Annotated in this window: 13 protein-coding genes; 10 read left to right on the plus strand and 3 right to left on the minus strand. The window is 31.1% G+C overall.

Annotated features, from left to right (window positions below; all coding sequences use genetic code 11):
* Positions 1-3: 3 nt before the first annotated feature.
* From bamA to NMK29_RS17765, 5 genes are all read left to right on the plus strand, one after another.
* The gene (bamA, locus tag NMK29_RS17745; protein WP_108802201.1) at positions 4-2,634 is read left to right on the plus strand and encodes an outer membrane protein assembly factor BamA; all 2,631 of its coding nucleotides are present in this window, start codon (positions 4-6) and stop codon (positions 2,632-2,634) included.
* A gap of 36 nt (positions 2,635-2,670) precedes the next feature.
* Positions 2,671-3,528, plus strand: coding sequence for an OmpH family outer membrane protein (locus NMK29_RS17750; RefSeq protein WP_108802202.1), 858 nt, complete (start codon positions 2,671-2,673; stop codon positions 3,526-3,528).
* A gap of 43 nt (positions 3,529-3,571) precedes the next feature.
* Complete coding sequence (locus tag NMK29_RS17755) at positions 3,572-4,081, plus strand: OmpH family outer membrane protein (RefSeq protein WP_027393478.1); 510 nt, start codon at positions 3,572-3,574, stop codon at positions 4,079-4,081.
* Between the two features lie 90 nt (positions 4,082-4,171).
* Positions 4,172-4,960: a glutamate racemase gene (gene murI / locus NMK29_RS17760; protein ID WP_108802203.1), complete on the plus strand. Its 789-nt coding sequence runs from the start codon at positions 4,172-4,174 to the stop codon at positions 4,958-4,960.
* Between the two features lie 180 nt (positions 4,961-5,140).
* Positions 5,141-5,671: a hypothetical protein gene (locus NMK29_RS17765; RefSeq protein ID WP_108802204.1), complete on the plus strand. Its 531-nt coding sequence runs from the start codon at positions 5,141-5,143 to the stop codon at positions 5,669-5,671.
* A 7-nt stretch (positions 5,672-5,678) separates the two neighbouring features.
* Here the strand turns inward: NMK29_RS17765 and NMK29_RS17770 are convergent, their stop codons facing one another.
* Positions 5,679-6,413 (minus strand): LytTR family DNA-binding domain-containing protein, encoded by a 735-nt coding sequence (locus NMK29_RS17770; protein ID WP_027393475.1) that lies wholly within the window; start codon positions 6,411-6,413, stop codon positions 5,679-5,681.
* A 38-nt stretch (positions 6,414-6,451) separates the two neighbouring features.
* Positions 6,452-8,668 carry a histidine kinase gene (locus NMK29_RS17775; protein ID WP_254097238.1) on the minus strand — a complete coding sequence of 739 codons (2,217 nt, stop codon included), beginning with the start codon at positions 8,666-8,668 and terminating at the stop codon, positions 6,452-6,454.
* A gap of 251 nt (positions 8,669-8,919) precedes the next feature.
* On the opposite strand from NMK29_RS17775, the gene NMK29_RS17780 reads away from it, so the two are divergent.
* Together NMK29_RS17780 and NMK29_RS17785 are read left to right on the plus strand one after the other, a co-directional pair.
* A complete protein-coding gene (locus NMK29_RS17780; RefSeq protein ID WP_108802205.1) occupies positions 8,920-10,095 on the plus strand; it encodes a VWA domain-containing protein in 1,176 nt (391 codons plus the stop codon).
* 5 nt (positions 10,096-10,100) lie between these two features.
* The gene (locus NMK29_RS17785; protein ID WP_108802326.1) at positions 10,101-10,613 is read left to right on the plus strand and encodes a rhodanese-like domain-containing protein; all 513 of its coding nucleotides are present in this window, start codon (positions 10,101-10,103) and stop codon (positions 10,611-10,613) included.
* 60 nt (positions 10,614-10,673) lie between these two features.
* On the opposite strand, the gene NMK29_RS17790 is transcribed toward NMK29_RS17785, so the two are convergent.
* Positions 10,674-11,696 carry a type IX secretion system membrane protein PorP/SprF gene (locus NMK29_RS17790; protein WP_108802206.1) on the minus strand — a complete coding sequence of 341 codons (1,023 nt, stop codon included), beginning with the start codon at positions 11,694-11,696 and terminating at the stop codon, positions 10,674-10,676.
* 247 nt (positions 11,697-11,943) lie between these two features.
* Here NMK29_RS17790 and NMK29_RS17795 point away from each other — a divergent pair, with 247 nt between their 5' ends.
* From NMK29_RS17795 to NMK29_RS17805, 3 genes are all read left to right on the plus strand, one after another.
* On the plus strand, positions 11,944-12,849 hold the full coding sequence (locus tag NMK29_RS17795) for a NifU family protein (RefSeq protein WP_108802207.1): 906 nt from the start codon (positions 11,944-11,946) through the stop codon (positions 12,847-12,849).
* Positions 12,850-12,976: 127 nt separating this feature from the next.
* Positions 12,977-13,177 (plus strand): dodecin family protein, encoded by a 201-nt coding sequence (locus NMK29_RS17800; RefSeq protein WP_027393469.1) that lies wholly within the window; start codon positions 12,977-12,979, stop codon positions 13,175-13,177.
* A gap of 427 nt (positions 13,178-13,604) precedes the next feature.
* The gene (locus NMK29_RS17805) at positions 13,605-14,309 is read left to right on the plus strand and encodes a hypothetical protein (protein WP_159092118.1); all 705 of its coding nucleotides are present in this window, start codon (positions 13,605-13,607) and stop codon (positions 14,307-14,309) included.
* Positions 14,310-14,344: the final 35 nt, after the last annotated feature.

Here is a 14,344-nt window from a genome sequence, read left to right on the forward strand (position 1 = left end):
AAGATGACAAAAAAATTACCTTTTACGTATTTAGCATTCATTGTAATCTTATTAAATACGGTATCAATTTCAGCACAAAATTTACCTGGAACTTCAGGAAAAGAGTATATCATTGGTGATATAAAAGTTACAGGTATATCTACTTACAGTGAGAACACTATTATTACCTTCACAGGTCTTAAGAATGGTGAGCGAATTGCATTACCTGGAGACAAAATCAGTGCGGTAATAAAAAAATTATGGGATCTTGAATTATTCAGTGATATTAATTTTTACATCACGAAAGTTGAAGGAGAAAAAGCATTTCTTGAGATCAATATTCAAGAGGTTCCGGAATTAAATCAAGCAAGAATTGAAGGTGTTAGAAAACGTAAAGCTGAGGATTTAGTAAAAGACAATAGTCTTAATCCAGGAGCTAAAGTAACAGAAAACCTAATTACTACCACTCGAAATTTTATTACTAATAAATATCGTAAAGATGGTTTCCTTAATACTAAGGTTATTATTAACACTACTCCCGTAAAAGACACTATGCCTACCAATAAAGTTAATATGTTGGTTCGCATAGATAAAGGCGATAGAGTAAAAGTTGATAAAATTAGAGTTGAAGGGAACGAGCAATTCTCTGATGGTAAGGTGAGAGCAGCGATGAAAAACACCAAACAGAAAAAATTCTGGAGATTCTGGAAACGCTCTAAGTATATCAAAAACGACTATCAAGATGATAAAGAAAGTATCATTAGCAAGTATAAAGAAAAAGGATATAGAGATGCACGAATTACTTCTGACTCATTAATCGTAGAGGACGACAATAGCGTTTCTTTAAACCTTGCCATAGAAGAAGGAAACAAATATTATTTTGGAAACATTAATTTCCTTGGTAATAGCGTCTATACAGATAACCAGTTAGCAAGACAATTGGTAATTAAAAAAGGTGATGTTTATAATGGCGTTTTACTAGAGAAACAAATTGCAGATAACACGAAACCAGATGCAAATGACCTTACCAATCTATACCAAAACAATGGATACTTATTTTCTAACATTGATGCGGTAGAGACAAATGTAAAAAATGATACTATAGATTTTGAAATACGAATTCGAGAAGGAAAATTAGTTCACTTTGATCATATTACGGTTACTGGAAATGACAAAACAAATGACCATGTTGTTTATAGAATTTTAAGAACAAAACCTGGTCAGATTTATAGTAAAGATTTAGTTGTTAGAACAGTTAGAGAAATTGGACAATTAGGATTTTTCGATCCAGAACAATTAGAACCTCAATTTCAAAATGCAGACCCTCAAGCAGGAACTATAGATATTAATTATCCAGTTGTTGAAAAAGGAGCTAGTCAAATTGAACTACAAGGTGGTTTTGGTGGTGGAGGTTTTGTTGGAACCCTGGGATTAGCATTCAGTAACTTCTCTATAAGAAATATTTTTAACAAAGAAGCTTACAGCCCACTTCCTATGGGAGATGGACAAACACTACGCATACGAGCACAAGCTAGTCAGTTTTTTCAAACATATAGCTTATCTTTTGTAGAACCTTGGTTAGGAGGAAAAAGACCATTTCAGCTTTCTACTTCTTTTTCTCATACGATTCAATTCTTATTTAACAATAGAACTCGTGATGTAGATAGAGATAGTAAGTTTTTGATTACTGGAGGATCCATTGGTATTGCAAAAAGATTAAACTGGCCTGATAATTATTTTACCTTATCTCAAGCAGTAAGTATACAGCATTATAATCTAAAAAACTATAACACAAGATTATTTACCTTTGGTGACGGTTCGTCTAATAATCTTGCCTACACTATAGGAATTAACAGAAATAATACTGCTGTAAACCCTATTTTTCCAACATCTGGATCAGAGTTTAATCTAATTGCAAAACTGTCATTACCATATTCCATATGGGATGGAACCGACTATAGCGAATTAGCTGATGAAAGAAGCGACTTACTTGCTGAGCAAGAAGATCTTGTAGTTAACGACCCTACAAATACTAGAATTGGCGAGATTAGTACGGAAATTGGAGAAATAGATCAAGAACGTTTTGACTGGTTAGAATACTATAAAATTAAGTTTGATGCTACTTGGTACACAACCTTAACTAAATTAGGTAAACAGCCTTTAGTATTAAGAACAAGAGCTGAATATGGTTTTCTTGGAGCATATAATAATAATCGAGGAAATATTCCTTTTGAAAGATTCTTTTTAGGTGGAGATGGTTTAGGCGCAACAGCACTTGACGGAAGAGAGGTTGTAGCCTTAAGAGGATACCCAAATCAATCACTTATTCCACTAAGTAGAGCAAATGATCCAGATTTTGTTGAAGATGGGGCAACAATTTATAATAAATATTCGTTAGAACTTCGTTATCCAATAACTCTAAAACCATCAGCATCCATATATATGCTGGCGTTTTTAGAAGGAGGAGCTTCATATGATAGCTTTAGAGGATTCAATCCATTTCAATTAAATCGTTCTGCTGGAGCAGGTTTACGTATCTTTATGCCAGCCTTTGGATTGCTGGGTATTGATTTTGGGTACGGTTTTGACCCAATTCCAGGTACGACAGGAAATAATGGATGGGAGACTCACTTTATCATTGGACAACAATTTTAATTTTGGCACGATTATTTCTATAAACAAAACAGGATCATGAAAACAAAAGTTCTTTTAGTATTAGCAGCTATCCTTTGGTTATCTTTCTCCAATACAGCTGAAGCTCAAAAAGGTATTAGAGTCGGATATATCGATATGGATTATATTTTAGAAAATGTACCTGAATATAATGAAGCCTCTGCAGATTTAGAGACAAAAGTTCAGAAATGGAAAGTAGAAATTGAAGCTGAATTAAAAGAAGTTGAAGAAATGAGAAAAGACCTCAATAATGAGCGTGTTCTTCTCACTAAAGAATTAATTGAAGAAAGAGAAGAAGATATTTTCTTTAGAGAAAAAGAGATCCTAGAATATCAACAAAAGCGATTTGGTCCTAATGGTGACTTGTTTATTCAGAAGAAACGATTAGTCCAGCCAGTGCAAGATCAAGTTTTTGTTGCGGTTCAAGAAGTAGCAAAAAATAAAAAATACGATTTTATATTTGACAAATCGGCAGACTTAGTAATGCTTTATTCTGCTGATAGACACGATATAAGTGATCAAATATTATTAAGAATCAATAGAGCTTCTAAAAGAAAGCAAGTAAATAGCAAAAAAGAGAAGAAGGCATTAGAACGAGCTGAGAAAAGAAATTCTGAACAAGAAAAAGAAGTAACAGATAGAGAAAAGACAACTTCTAAAAAGCAAGCTGAAAGAGAACAGCTATTAGCCGAAAGAAAAGCTGCAAGAGATTCTATCAGAGCAGCAAAGAAAAAAGAATTTGAAGCTAGAAGAGCAAAACTGTTAGAAGCGCAAAAAAGAAAAAAAGATTCTATAACAGCATTAAAAGAAAAATTGAAAAATGACTCTCAATCTGACGATGATGACAATAAAGATGGAGAAACTAACGATAATTAGAGAAATTAATTTTTAAATTTATAACACACTTAATATTATTAAAATGAAAAAGTTTAGAACCCTATTAGTAGCTTGTGCATTAATCCTTGGAGCATCAAGTTTCGTAAATGCACAATCCAAAGTAGCTCATATTGCATCACAAGAGCTTGTGGAAGCAATGCCTGCTTTTAAAGCTGCCAAGAGTGAAATTGAAAAACTAAACAAAACATACGAAGCTGAAATCAGAAATATGGTTTTGGAATTACAGAATACAATGAAAAAGTACCAGGCTGAAGCTCCTTCTAAGACAGAAGAAGAAAACGCTAAAAGAGCACAAGAAGTTCAGGCTACTGAAAAAAGTATCGGTGATTACAGACAAAATGCTTTACAAGATCTTCAGAAAAAAGAAATTGAATTGTTAAAGCCTATATATGAAAATGCTCGTGTATCTATTCAGAAAGTAGCAAGAGCCCAAGGATTTCAGTATGTATTAGATTCTACAACAGGAACAGGAGTTATCCTAGCTGACGGTAAAGATCTAATGGCAGATGTGAAAAAAGATTTAGGTATCTAAAAAATTACTTTTAGAATATAAAATAAAGAAAAACAGTGAGTCTAAATACTCACTGTTTTTTTTATTTTTGGGAAGCACATCATTACAAAAATGAAAAAACAAGCAATCGGTATTTTTGATTCAGGAATTGGAGGAACATCTATCTGGAAAGAAATTGCAATTGCGCTTCCGAATGAAGACACAATTTATTTAGCTGATAGTAAATTTGCTCCTTACGGAAAACGTAGTCAAGAAGAAATAATATCACTAAGTATTAAAAACACAAAAAAACTCTTAGAGTTAAATTGTAAAATAATTGTTGTAGCCTGTAACACTGCGACAACAAATGCTATAAAAACTCTTAGAAGTCAATTCGATGTCCCATTTATTGGCATAGAACCGGCAATAAAACCTGCTGCTCTTAAAACAAAAACCAAAAAAATAGGCATCTTAGCCACTAAAGGCACCTTATCTAGCGAACTCTTTGCTACTACATCAGATTTATACACTAATAACACAGAAGTAATAGAAGTAATCGGAACAGGCTTAGTAGAACTCATTGAAGCTGGCAAAATCTATGGCGAAGAAATGTTTACCCTATTATCCTCATACATCCGACCTCTTGTAGAAAAAAACATAGACTACCTTGTATTAGGCTGTAGTCATTATCCCTATCTAATTCCGGTTTTAAAAAAGATTCTTCCTAAAAACATCATAATTATCGATTCTGGTGAGGCCGTAGCAAGACAAACTAAAGTTATTTTATCAAATAATGATTTATTAAACGAAAACGCTTCAGAAGGATCACATATATTTTTTACTAATGGAAGGCTTTCGGTTCTACAGAATATCCTTAAAAAAACTAATATTACTACAGACGCTAATCAATTAGAGTTTTAAAAGTATCTTAACTAAAGATCTTCTTTTTAATAATTTTAGTTAAAAAAAGCGCATTTTGTTGATTTTTAACACTTCATATATTCATTGAGATTATTTTTTTGTTTAATTCGATAATCTATTAGTTGTTAAACACTTACAACCAACAAGATACTAATAAACCTTTTTACCCCTATAGTAATTATGAAGAAGAGCATTATAGCGCTTTTTGGATTATTATTTTGCGCAAATACCATTATTGCTCAAAATGATGTCAAAATTGATGGAAGGCTGAAACCACACTTAGATAAATTCTTTGAATATTGTAAAGAATACAACATTCAATATCATGACAAACTGTTTAAACTTAAAAATATTGATATAGTTGACACTCTTACTGTCTCATCCAAAGGGTCTACGCTAGGCATGTTAACCAGAGATAAAAGTAACAACGTAGAAAATATAATAATTAACTGGATTACAATGTTAGATCCAGAAATATTGAAAGTAGTTGCATTTCATGAATTTGCACATTATTTTCTGGAGTATCAAAAACATATTTGTGATGACTGCAATCAAATTATGGCTGTAGTAAATACTAGTTATTTCGACATAATAAAAGATTGGGATAATCAAGTAAAAACATTATTCTTAGATTCTCCTGCTTATAAAACAAGAAAAACGGTAGCGTATATTGAACCTTACAACACCCAAAATGCTCCACCAGCCAATTGAGTCAATATTATTTAAAATAATCGAGTAAAGTGCCCTTTTTAGAAGAAGATACCATAAGTTCTTTTCCTGATGATAATTGAACACTACCACCTTTACCTTTTTTATATTTTACAATAGTATTTACATTAACCAAATAACTCTTATGGATTCTAACAAAACCATGTTCCTTTAAAGAATCCTCGAAGTACTTCAATGTTTTACTGACTAACTTTTGTCCTTGATTGAGAAATATCTTTGTATAATTATCATCGGCCTGACAATATAAAATTTCGGAAACTTTTAACACCTCAAAGCCATCTTGTTGTGGTATCGTAATCTTGCCATCAACTGTAGGAGATATTTTTGGAGTTAATACTTTATCTTGTAACTCCTTCTCACGTTCTTTTATATGACCAACATGATCTACGGCCTTTATTAGGTTATCAATTGCTATAGGTTTCAATAAATAATAAGTAGCTTGTGCATTTAAAGCATCTACAGCATAATGATCATAGGCAGTTACAAAAACAGTTTCGAATGTTCTATCTGGTACTTGCTCCAATAAATCAAAAGCATTTCCATAAGGCATTTCTACATCAAGAAATAACAAATCCGGATTATTAGATTCCAAAAGTTTCAATGTTTCTTGAACACTGGCTGCCTCTCCCAAAACCGTCACAGATGGGCAATATTTATTCAAATAATTTTTAAGAATCGCTCGGCTATTTGCCTCATCATCCACTACAATTGCTGTTAAATTCACAGTTTAAATTTATTTATAAGTTATTATATTTTTTAAGATCAATTATCCTTGTTAATCAACAATTTAACTTTAGTTCCTGCTCCATCCTCCTCTTGAGCTAAATCGGATATAAAAACATCAACTTTATCTTTATACATAGTATTGAGTATCTGAATTCTTTTTTTGATATTACTCATCCCTTGTGATTTCTGCTTCTTTTGGTTTAGTGTTTTTAATGACATTGACTTTTCTCTTCCAATTCCATTGTCTGCTATTATTATTTCGATAGTATCATTATCCTTCTTTTTAAAATCTATAGACAACAACCCTTTTTCTGATTTATATCGTAATCCATGCCAAACAGCATTTTCCACATATGGCTGTAATAACATTGGAGGTATCATATATTGTTTAATATCTATTTCTGGATCAACATCTATCCTATATTCAAACTTATCCTGAAACCTAAAATGTTCTAATTGCACATATAACTCCAGTAATTCTATTTCTTTTTCCAAGGGAATAAAATCTTCCTCACTATTTTCTAAAACAGCTCTCATTAACAATGAAAAATCAGTAAGATATCTATTTGCTGCTCTTTCATCGCTGGTTGCTATAAAAGTGTTAACAGAATTTAAAGCATTAAAAATAAAATGAGGATTCATCTGAGAACGCAAAGATTTAAGCGCTAATAAATTATTAGCATACCGTTGTTGTTTTATGTTTCGGTACATTAAATAAGCAGCAAAAAACAATAAAACAGATAAACCAATCAATGAGTAGATAATTACTTTTTGTTGTTCAGCTAATTCTTGAGATTTAAATGCTAATTGATACCTACTCTCATTAAGCTCTCTATCCTTTTCTAAAGTTGCTATACGATTAGCTTTTTGAACAAGTTCACGATTAAATCTTGTCGCTTGCGATATTTCTTGTTCTTTTTGAATATATAATTTATCTATGATAACTTCATATTCTTCAAAAGCTTCAGAAGCTTTTCCTAATTCTCCCTTTTCTCTATAAACCTCACCTAATTTCCTTGTAGCATCTTTCTGAACAACAAGATCATTTTCTGAAGCAGCTTTCTTAATACTTTCTTCTAAATAAGGTATCGCTTCATCATATTCTGATTGAGCAGCAAATGCATTTGCTATTTTATAATTCTGAACCTGTGAAGTAATTGCTCTGTCCTCTGTAGCATTAGATTCGAGTGTAACACTATCTTTTTTGATTGGACTAAACGCTTCTTTCTCTTCTATATCCTGAATATCCTCTAGAGCTTCTTTACGCAACTGTATCTCTTTATCAAAGCTATTATTCTTATTATAAAAATCAGCGGCTTTTGCCCGTTGTATGGCTGAAGATTTTTTACTTCTTTTACTTGCGAGCTGCACAGAATTTCCAAGATACTCTTCAGCATCATCAAGATTTCCTTGAATCTGAAGCATTTCTGCAAGTTTAGAATTTAATTCAATAACGTTGTCTTCGGCATTGTTTTTTTGAGCAAACGACAGTGCTATATTGTAATTACTAATTGCATTTTCGTTATCTCCATTACCTTTATAACTATCTCCTAATCCTCTATAAATTTGTATCCGTTGTGTCGCGTTTAATCTTGATTTCTTTAACTGATTAAAAGTTCGCAGAGAAGCATCATAATCTTTAATCTGTAATTGAGCGTTTCCTAACTTAATTTTTACATCGGCGTTATACTTATTACTTAAACTAGTTATATAGTTAGTTTCCGCTAAATCAGGTTGTTTCCAGTATGCATAAATATCGCCTAAAGTCTCAAAAAGTTCAGCCTTTTTCTCATCTCCAAAAGTATCACCATCTTCTATGGTTTCTAAAGCTTTTGTTACATAATCAATACTAGTAGTTGCATCTTTCTTCATAGAACTTCTTGCAGCAGCAAGATGTAATCCATATTCTGCGGATAATTTCTTTTGCTTTCTATCACTTCCTCTACTTAATGATTCTGGATCTTCCTGAACTTTTACATCAATTCTTTCTCTACTTTGAATAGTATGATAAACCGTGTTAAAATTATCGTGGCTAATAATAATCTGATCTCCTATTTTAGCTTGTATTTTAAAATCTCCTAAATTATCCGTGCGGTATGTCTTACCACCTATAACTCTAATTTCTACATTTTTTAAAGGGCGTAGACTTTCATCTTCCTTTACAGTACCTCTTATTGTGACAGTATTATTACTGGCATTCTCAAGTGTTCTTGCATTATCCTGAGCGTACTCAACATTTGGCAAAAACCACATTATCAGTAAAATAAAATAAAATTTATTCATCATATAATTAAATAGTCAAGGTAAACTTAATCCAATTATATGGGATATTAAAATCCGAATTTGACGAGAATTCCTATTTTCATTCATTTCTATATAAAAAAAAGATACTTCCCTAACTCAATAGCGTTTTTCACTCATCCATAATAGTTTCTTGCTCATTAATGATTTTTATCTAAAAAAGATCATCATAGTTTTAGCCTAAATTAAAAAAAGTAACAATTATGAAAACAATATATGTATGGAGTCTATTATGCTTATTAATCGTTCCTATCTCCTGTAATGCTAAAAACAATAATGATTCTAACCTAGCATTAAAGACCGAAAAATCATATGAAATTTACACTACCAAAACAGATCCAGATACAAGAAACATTCAGGTTGCTCTGTTATTAGACACTAGCAACAGTATGGATGGTTTAATTGATCAAGCAAAAGCTCAATTATGGGAAATCGTAAATGAGTTATCCTATGCAAAATGTGGTCATTATAATATAAAACTTCAAATTGCTTTATACGAGTATGGTAACGATCGTTTACCTTCTCAAGAAGGTTATATTAGACAGGTACTACCTTTCTCGGATGATCTAGATGAAATATCTAAAGAACTTTTTTCTTTAACGACGAATGGAGGAAATGAATATTGTGGTAAAGTAATTAACACATCAATAAATCAACTCGATTGGAAAAAGAATAATGATCACCTTAAATTAATTTTTATAGCGGGTAATGAACCATTTACTCAAGGTCCAATAAATTATAAGGATGCTGCCACTGATGCAAAAGAGAAAGACATTACTATTAACACTATATTTTGTGGTAATTATAAGCAAGGCATCCAAACTAAATGGAAAGATGGGGCCAACCTTACTAATGGAGAATATAGCGCTATTGATCATAATAGAGAAACTATACATATAGCTACTCCTTATGACGATATTATCTTACAACTAAATAGAAAACTAAACAATACATATATCTACTACGGTAACGAAGGTTCTAAAAAAATCGGTTTACAAGCGGAACAAGATCGTAATGCGAGATCATATAGTGCAGCTAATGCTGTTAGTAGAACTATTAGTAAAAGTTCTGGATTCTACAAAAACAAAAGCTGGGATCTTGTGGATGCAGCCGAAGACAAAGATTTTGAATTAGAAGAAATTGAAAAGGAAGAACTACCACAAGAACTTAAAGATAAATCCAAAACAGAATTAAAACAATATGTAGCTCAAAAAAGTAATGAACGAAAAGAAATACAGAAGAAAATACAAGAGCTAAATAAGAAGCGTTTGGTGTATATCAAAAATAATAGCAAAAAAGATGATGCCAATTTAGAAGCCGCATTAATCAAAGCGATTAAAACTCAAGGAGAAAGAAAATCTTTTAGTTGGAAAAAATAAAACATATGAAAACAATAAAAAAAAGTCTAGTCATTTTACTAATCCCAATAACTATGATCTCTCAAAAAAACAATGAATTACAACACTCAAAAGTTGATTATAATTCATTTATAGAAATTACAGAAGAAGTTATGGAACATAGACAATCGAGATTAATACCATTAGATACGTTCCTTAATTTTGCCACCGAACCAAATACCATTCTATTAGACACTAGATCTGAAGCAGCTTTTAACAAAAAACATCTAAAAGGAGCAGTTCATTTAAATTTTTCAGATTTTACTAAAGAAAAGTTAGCGAAACTAATCCCTAACAAAGAAACCAGAATCTTAATCTATTGTAATAATAATATCGATGGGGATACCATAAATTTCCCTTCAAAAAGTATTCCTTTAGCGCTAAACATTCCTACTTATATTAACCTCTATGGATATGGTTATAAAAACGTTTATGAATTATCATCTTTGGTCCCAATAAAAGACAAACGACTCAAGTTTACCGGAACGACGGTTAAATAAAAAACAAAAAAGCAAGCTTAGAAAAGCTTGCTTTTTTGTTTTTTATCAATGTAAATATTCCTAATTGTTAACTGCAGGACAATGACAATTCCATCTTTCTTTTCGTTTACCAAAGTCATATCCCAATGTCAATTGATGAAAACCTCCATTACTTAAAACAACAGAATTAGCCTGATAACTATAGGTATACCCCACCATCCAATTTTTATAATTAATCCCCATAAAAGGCGTAACATATTGAAGTTTTTGACTTTCAATTTCTGCACCTGTTTGAGAAAATTCTGCTCCATCAAAACTTCTTCTATACGACAATCCTCCCCACAATGTGGCTAATTCCCCAAATCTTCTATATACTTTTAAATTTCCATCTATCGTACTTTCTTTAGTTTGATCCGTTGATTGATATAAAATTGATGGTTCTAAGCTCCAAGGACCATTTGATAATCCAAACACATATCCTACCGAAAAGATATACCTTCTCTGGTTATTCGATTCTAGGATAGTATTATTAGCATTGTCAAAGATTTCTCTGGTAGAAGGTAAAATATTCTTAACCGTAAAATGCGCATACCAATCAAGATAATGGTAGGACATTCCTACATCTAAATTAAAATATCCACTTTTTTGTTCTCTTCCAATAATTACAGGATCAGGATCTAATGGATCATCTAGCCCTCTTTCGTCTACATTAGACTGTATAAAAGCTCCACTAATCCCAAAAGACAACATATTAAGATCAGTTCGATCTCTCGAAAACAATAAATGATACGCAAAAGTCGTAAATACCCCTGTTTGTGAGAAACGTCCATTCTCATCTCTGTATACAATAGCTCCTAGACCGACTTTATCACCAGTTCTAAAATTAACGTTAGCCGATTGCGTACTAGGCGCATTATCTACATCAAACCACTGTTTTCTAGCAGTAAGTCTTATTTTATTCGCATTAGAAGCTCCTGCCATAGATGGATGAACCAAATATAGATTGTCAGAAAGATAATCTGCATAAACTGGAATTCCTTCCTGAGAAAAAATAAGTTGTGAGGTCAGTATAGCAAACAACAAATAATATTTCTTCAAATTCATTAGAGGCTTTAGGTTTAAAAAAAAGGAAAAACTAGGTTAATTATTTCAATATAAACTATTTAATCCTGCTTATATTGTGGGGCTTTAATATTTCTTTTCCCAAATTAAAATATTATTTCTTGCCAGCTTCAAATATATAAATTTTTACAAGAACATATCTTTAAAGCCCAGTATTAAAACATTCTTAATCTTATAAACCCTACTCCATATGGAATTACTTTTTAGTAAATTTGCCAAAAATTAGATTATGGAAAAGATTTTTGAAATAAAAATAGAACCAACTTCTAATGCAAGTATTATAAAGTTTGAGGCTAATTACTTTTTAACGCAACATACTAGCTATGAATTTGAAAATATAGATCACGCCAAAAATTCTCCCTTGGCGCAGCAGTTATTTTACCTTCCTTTTGTAAAAAGAGTATTTATTGCTCAAAATTTTATTGCGATAGATAAATTTGATATTGTAGAATGGGGTGATGTACAAGACGAAGTTGCAGAACAAATAAAAACATATTTAAATAGCGGGCAACCTATTATAAACGAAACTTCTGCTACTAAAAAAGTGCCTATTACTATTTATGCAGAAAGTACACCTAACCCTGCTGTACTTAAATTTGTAGCAAATAAAAAATTAGTTACAACTGGGCATGAATTTAAAAGTATTGATGATACTAAAGAAGCTCCTATTGCAGAAAAATTATTTCATTTCCCTTTCGTAAAAGAAGTATATATCGATGAGAACTATATCTCAATTAATAAGTACGATATGGCAGACTGGAATGATATTACTTTAGAGATAAGAGAATTCTTGAGAGAATATCTAGAAGAAGGTAAAGAAGTTTTATCTGAAAATGCTACTGCATCAAAAAGTCAAGTAGAGAAACAGGCCGAGGCCGATTTTGAAAAACTAGATGACACCTCTAAAGATATTGTAAATATTATAGAAGAATATATTAAACCCGCTGTTGCTAGTGATGGAGGTAACATTATGTTCGATTCTTATGATCCAGAAAGTAAAGGTGTAAAAGTAATTTTACAAGGAGCTTGTAGCGGATGTCCATCGTCTACTTTTACATTAAAAAATGGTATAGAAAATATGCTAAAAGAAATGCTAAAAGACAAAGTAGCATTTGTAGAAGCTATAAATGGGTAGTTTATCGAATAATCTTTAATGATATCGAAAAAACCATAAAAATAATAGCGGTAAATATTAAAAAAAGAACAAAGTATCTTGTATATTAGAGACTCTTTTATAAAATATTAACCAAAAAATTATTAAAATGGCAATTGTTAAAGTAATAGAAGTAATAGCATCATCAGAAAAAGGTTGGGAAGATGCAGCTAGAAATGGTGTCAAAGAAGCTAGTAAAACAGTTAAAAACATCAAATCTGCTTGGGTATCTGATCAAAAAATGATTATTGATGACAATCAAATTAAAGAGTATCGAGTAATTTTAAAGATTTCTTTCGAAATAAAATAATTAATTACTTTCTATATTATAAAAAGCATCTCATAATTTATGAGATGCTTTTTATATACCTTCTTAAAAAGTTATGAATCTATTTTATTCATTCAATTATCAAAAATTTAATTTTTTTCAAAAAAACATATTATTAATTCAATCCTATTTTTATAGTCTCCCGCAATGTTTGTTTCAATAAGTAAATCAAGCTTTTAGCTTTTTATCTGAAGTATTTTCTTACAAATTAATATCGTTTTCGTTCATTTTTTACTGTTTTACCACAGAAAAACGATGCTAATTTTTTAATAAAATTCAATATTTCTAATTGATATGAGGTTAAAAATGTTATTCTATTGAAGAATCAATAAAAATTATGTATTAAAACTTATATTTTTGCATTTAAACTCCCTTTTCATTAAATTTAATTCACCTAAATCAATATACCGTGAGAAAAATATTACAATTTTTATTTCTAATAATGTCCCCGGTTTTATTTGCACAATTACCGCAATCTTTATTAAAACCGGCGAAGAGAGTTACTACTTTTGATGAGTATGATGGTTCTATATTTAAGAGCCTTAAATACAAAGATGCAAGCGTCATAGATGAAAAGTCTGGAACATTTGACACTAAGCTCCGTTACAACGCATATAATGATGCTTTAGAACATAAAAAAGGTTCTGAATTATTTGAGCTCGTAAAAAATCCTACAGCTCATGCTAGGATAGATGGAGATTATTATTACTACTGCAACTTTAAGACACAGCGTGGTCTAAAAAGACCTGGATATTATGTTCTTGTTGAGCTAAATGAACAATACAGAATATATAAAAAGTATAATGTAAAAATCACCAAACCTGACAAAAGAGGTTCAGCTAGTGGTACAGCTACCCCAGGAAAGGTTCAGATAAAAACCAAGTACTATCTAGAAGAACGTGGTGTTATCATGGAACTTCCAATGAATAAAAAGAAGGTTTTAGCTGCTCTTGGCGATAAAGAAGAAGAGTTAAAAACCTATATGAAAAAGGAAAAGATAAAGGTTAGAAAGGAAGAAGATTTAATTCGCCTTGTTTCCAGATATAATGCACTAAAAAATATGGATGGTAATCCTTCGAGAAGCCTTCTAAGCACTAGAAGTCGAAGAAATTAAAAACACCTTAGAAAAAATAAAACTTTAATGATTTA

This window comes from Aquimarina sp. Aq107 (genome assembly GCF_943733665.1).
Lineage (GTDB): Bacteria > Bacteroidota > Bacteroidia > Flavobacteriales > Flavobacteriaceae > Aquimarina.

What these genes read in the sequence shown, in the direction of transcription:
- bamA (WP_108802201.1), top strand. Translation starts at nt 4, where the DNA reads ATGACAAAAAAATTACCTTTTACGTATTTAGCATTCATTGTAATCTTA.
- NMK29_RS17750 (WP_108802202.1), top strand. Translation starts at nt 2,671, where the DNA reads ATGAAAACAAAAGTTCTTTTAGTATTAGCAGCTATCCTTTGGTTATCT.
- NMK29_RS17755 (WP_027393478.1), top strand. Translation starts at nt 3,572, where the DNA reads ATGAAAAAGTTTAGAACCCTATTAGTAGCTTGTGCATTAATCCTTGGA.
- murI (WP_108802203.1), top strand. Translation starts at nt 4,172, where the DNA reads ATGAAAAAACAAGCAATCGGTATTTTTGATTCAGGAATTGGAGGAACA.
- NMK29_RS17765 (WP_108802204.1), top strand. Translation starts at nt 5,141, where the DNA reads ATGAAGAAGAGCATTATAGCGCTTTTTGGATTATTATTTTGCGCAAAT.
- NMK29_RS17775 (WP_254097238.1), bottom strand. Translation starts at nt 8,668, where the DNA reads ATGTGGTTTTTGCCAAATGTTGAGTACGCTCAGGATAATGCAAGAACA.
- NMK29_RS17780 (WP_108802205.1), top strand. Translation starts at nt 8,920, where the DNA reads ATGAAAACAATATATGTATGGAGTCTATTATGCTTATTAATCGTTCCT.
- NMK29_RS17785 (WP_108802326.1), top strand. Translation starts at nt 10,101, where the DNA reads ATGAAAACAATAAAAAAAAGTCTAGTCATTTTACTAATCCCAATAACT.
- NMK29_RS17790 (WP_108802206.1), bottom strand. Translation starts at nt 11,696, where the DNA reads ATGAATTTGAAGAAATATTATTTGTTGTTTGCTATACTGACCTCACAA.
- NMK29_RS17795 (WP_108802207.1), top strand. Translation starts at nt 11,944, where the DNA reads ATGGAAAAGATTTTTGAAATAAAAATAGAACCAACTTCTAATGCAAGT.
- NMK29_RS17800 (WP_027393469.1), top strand. Translation starts at nt 12,977, where the DNA reads ATGGCAATTGTTAAAGTAATAGAAGTAATAGCATCATCAGAAAAAGGT.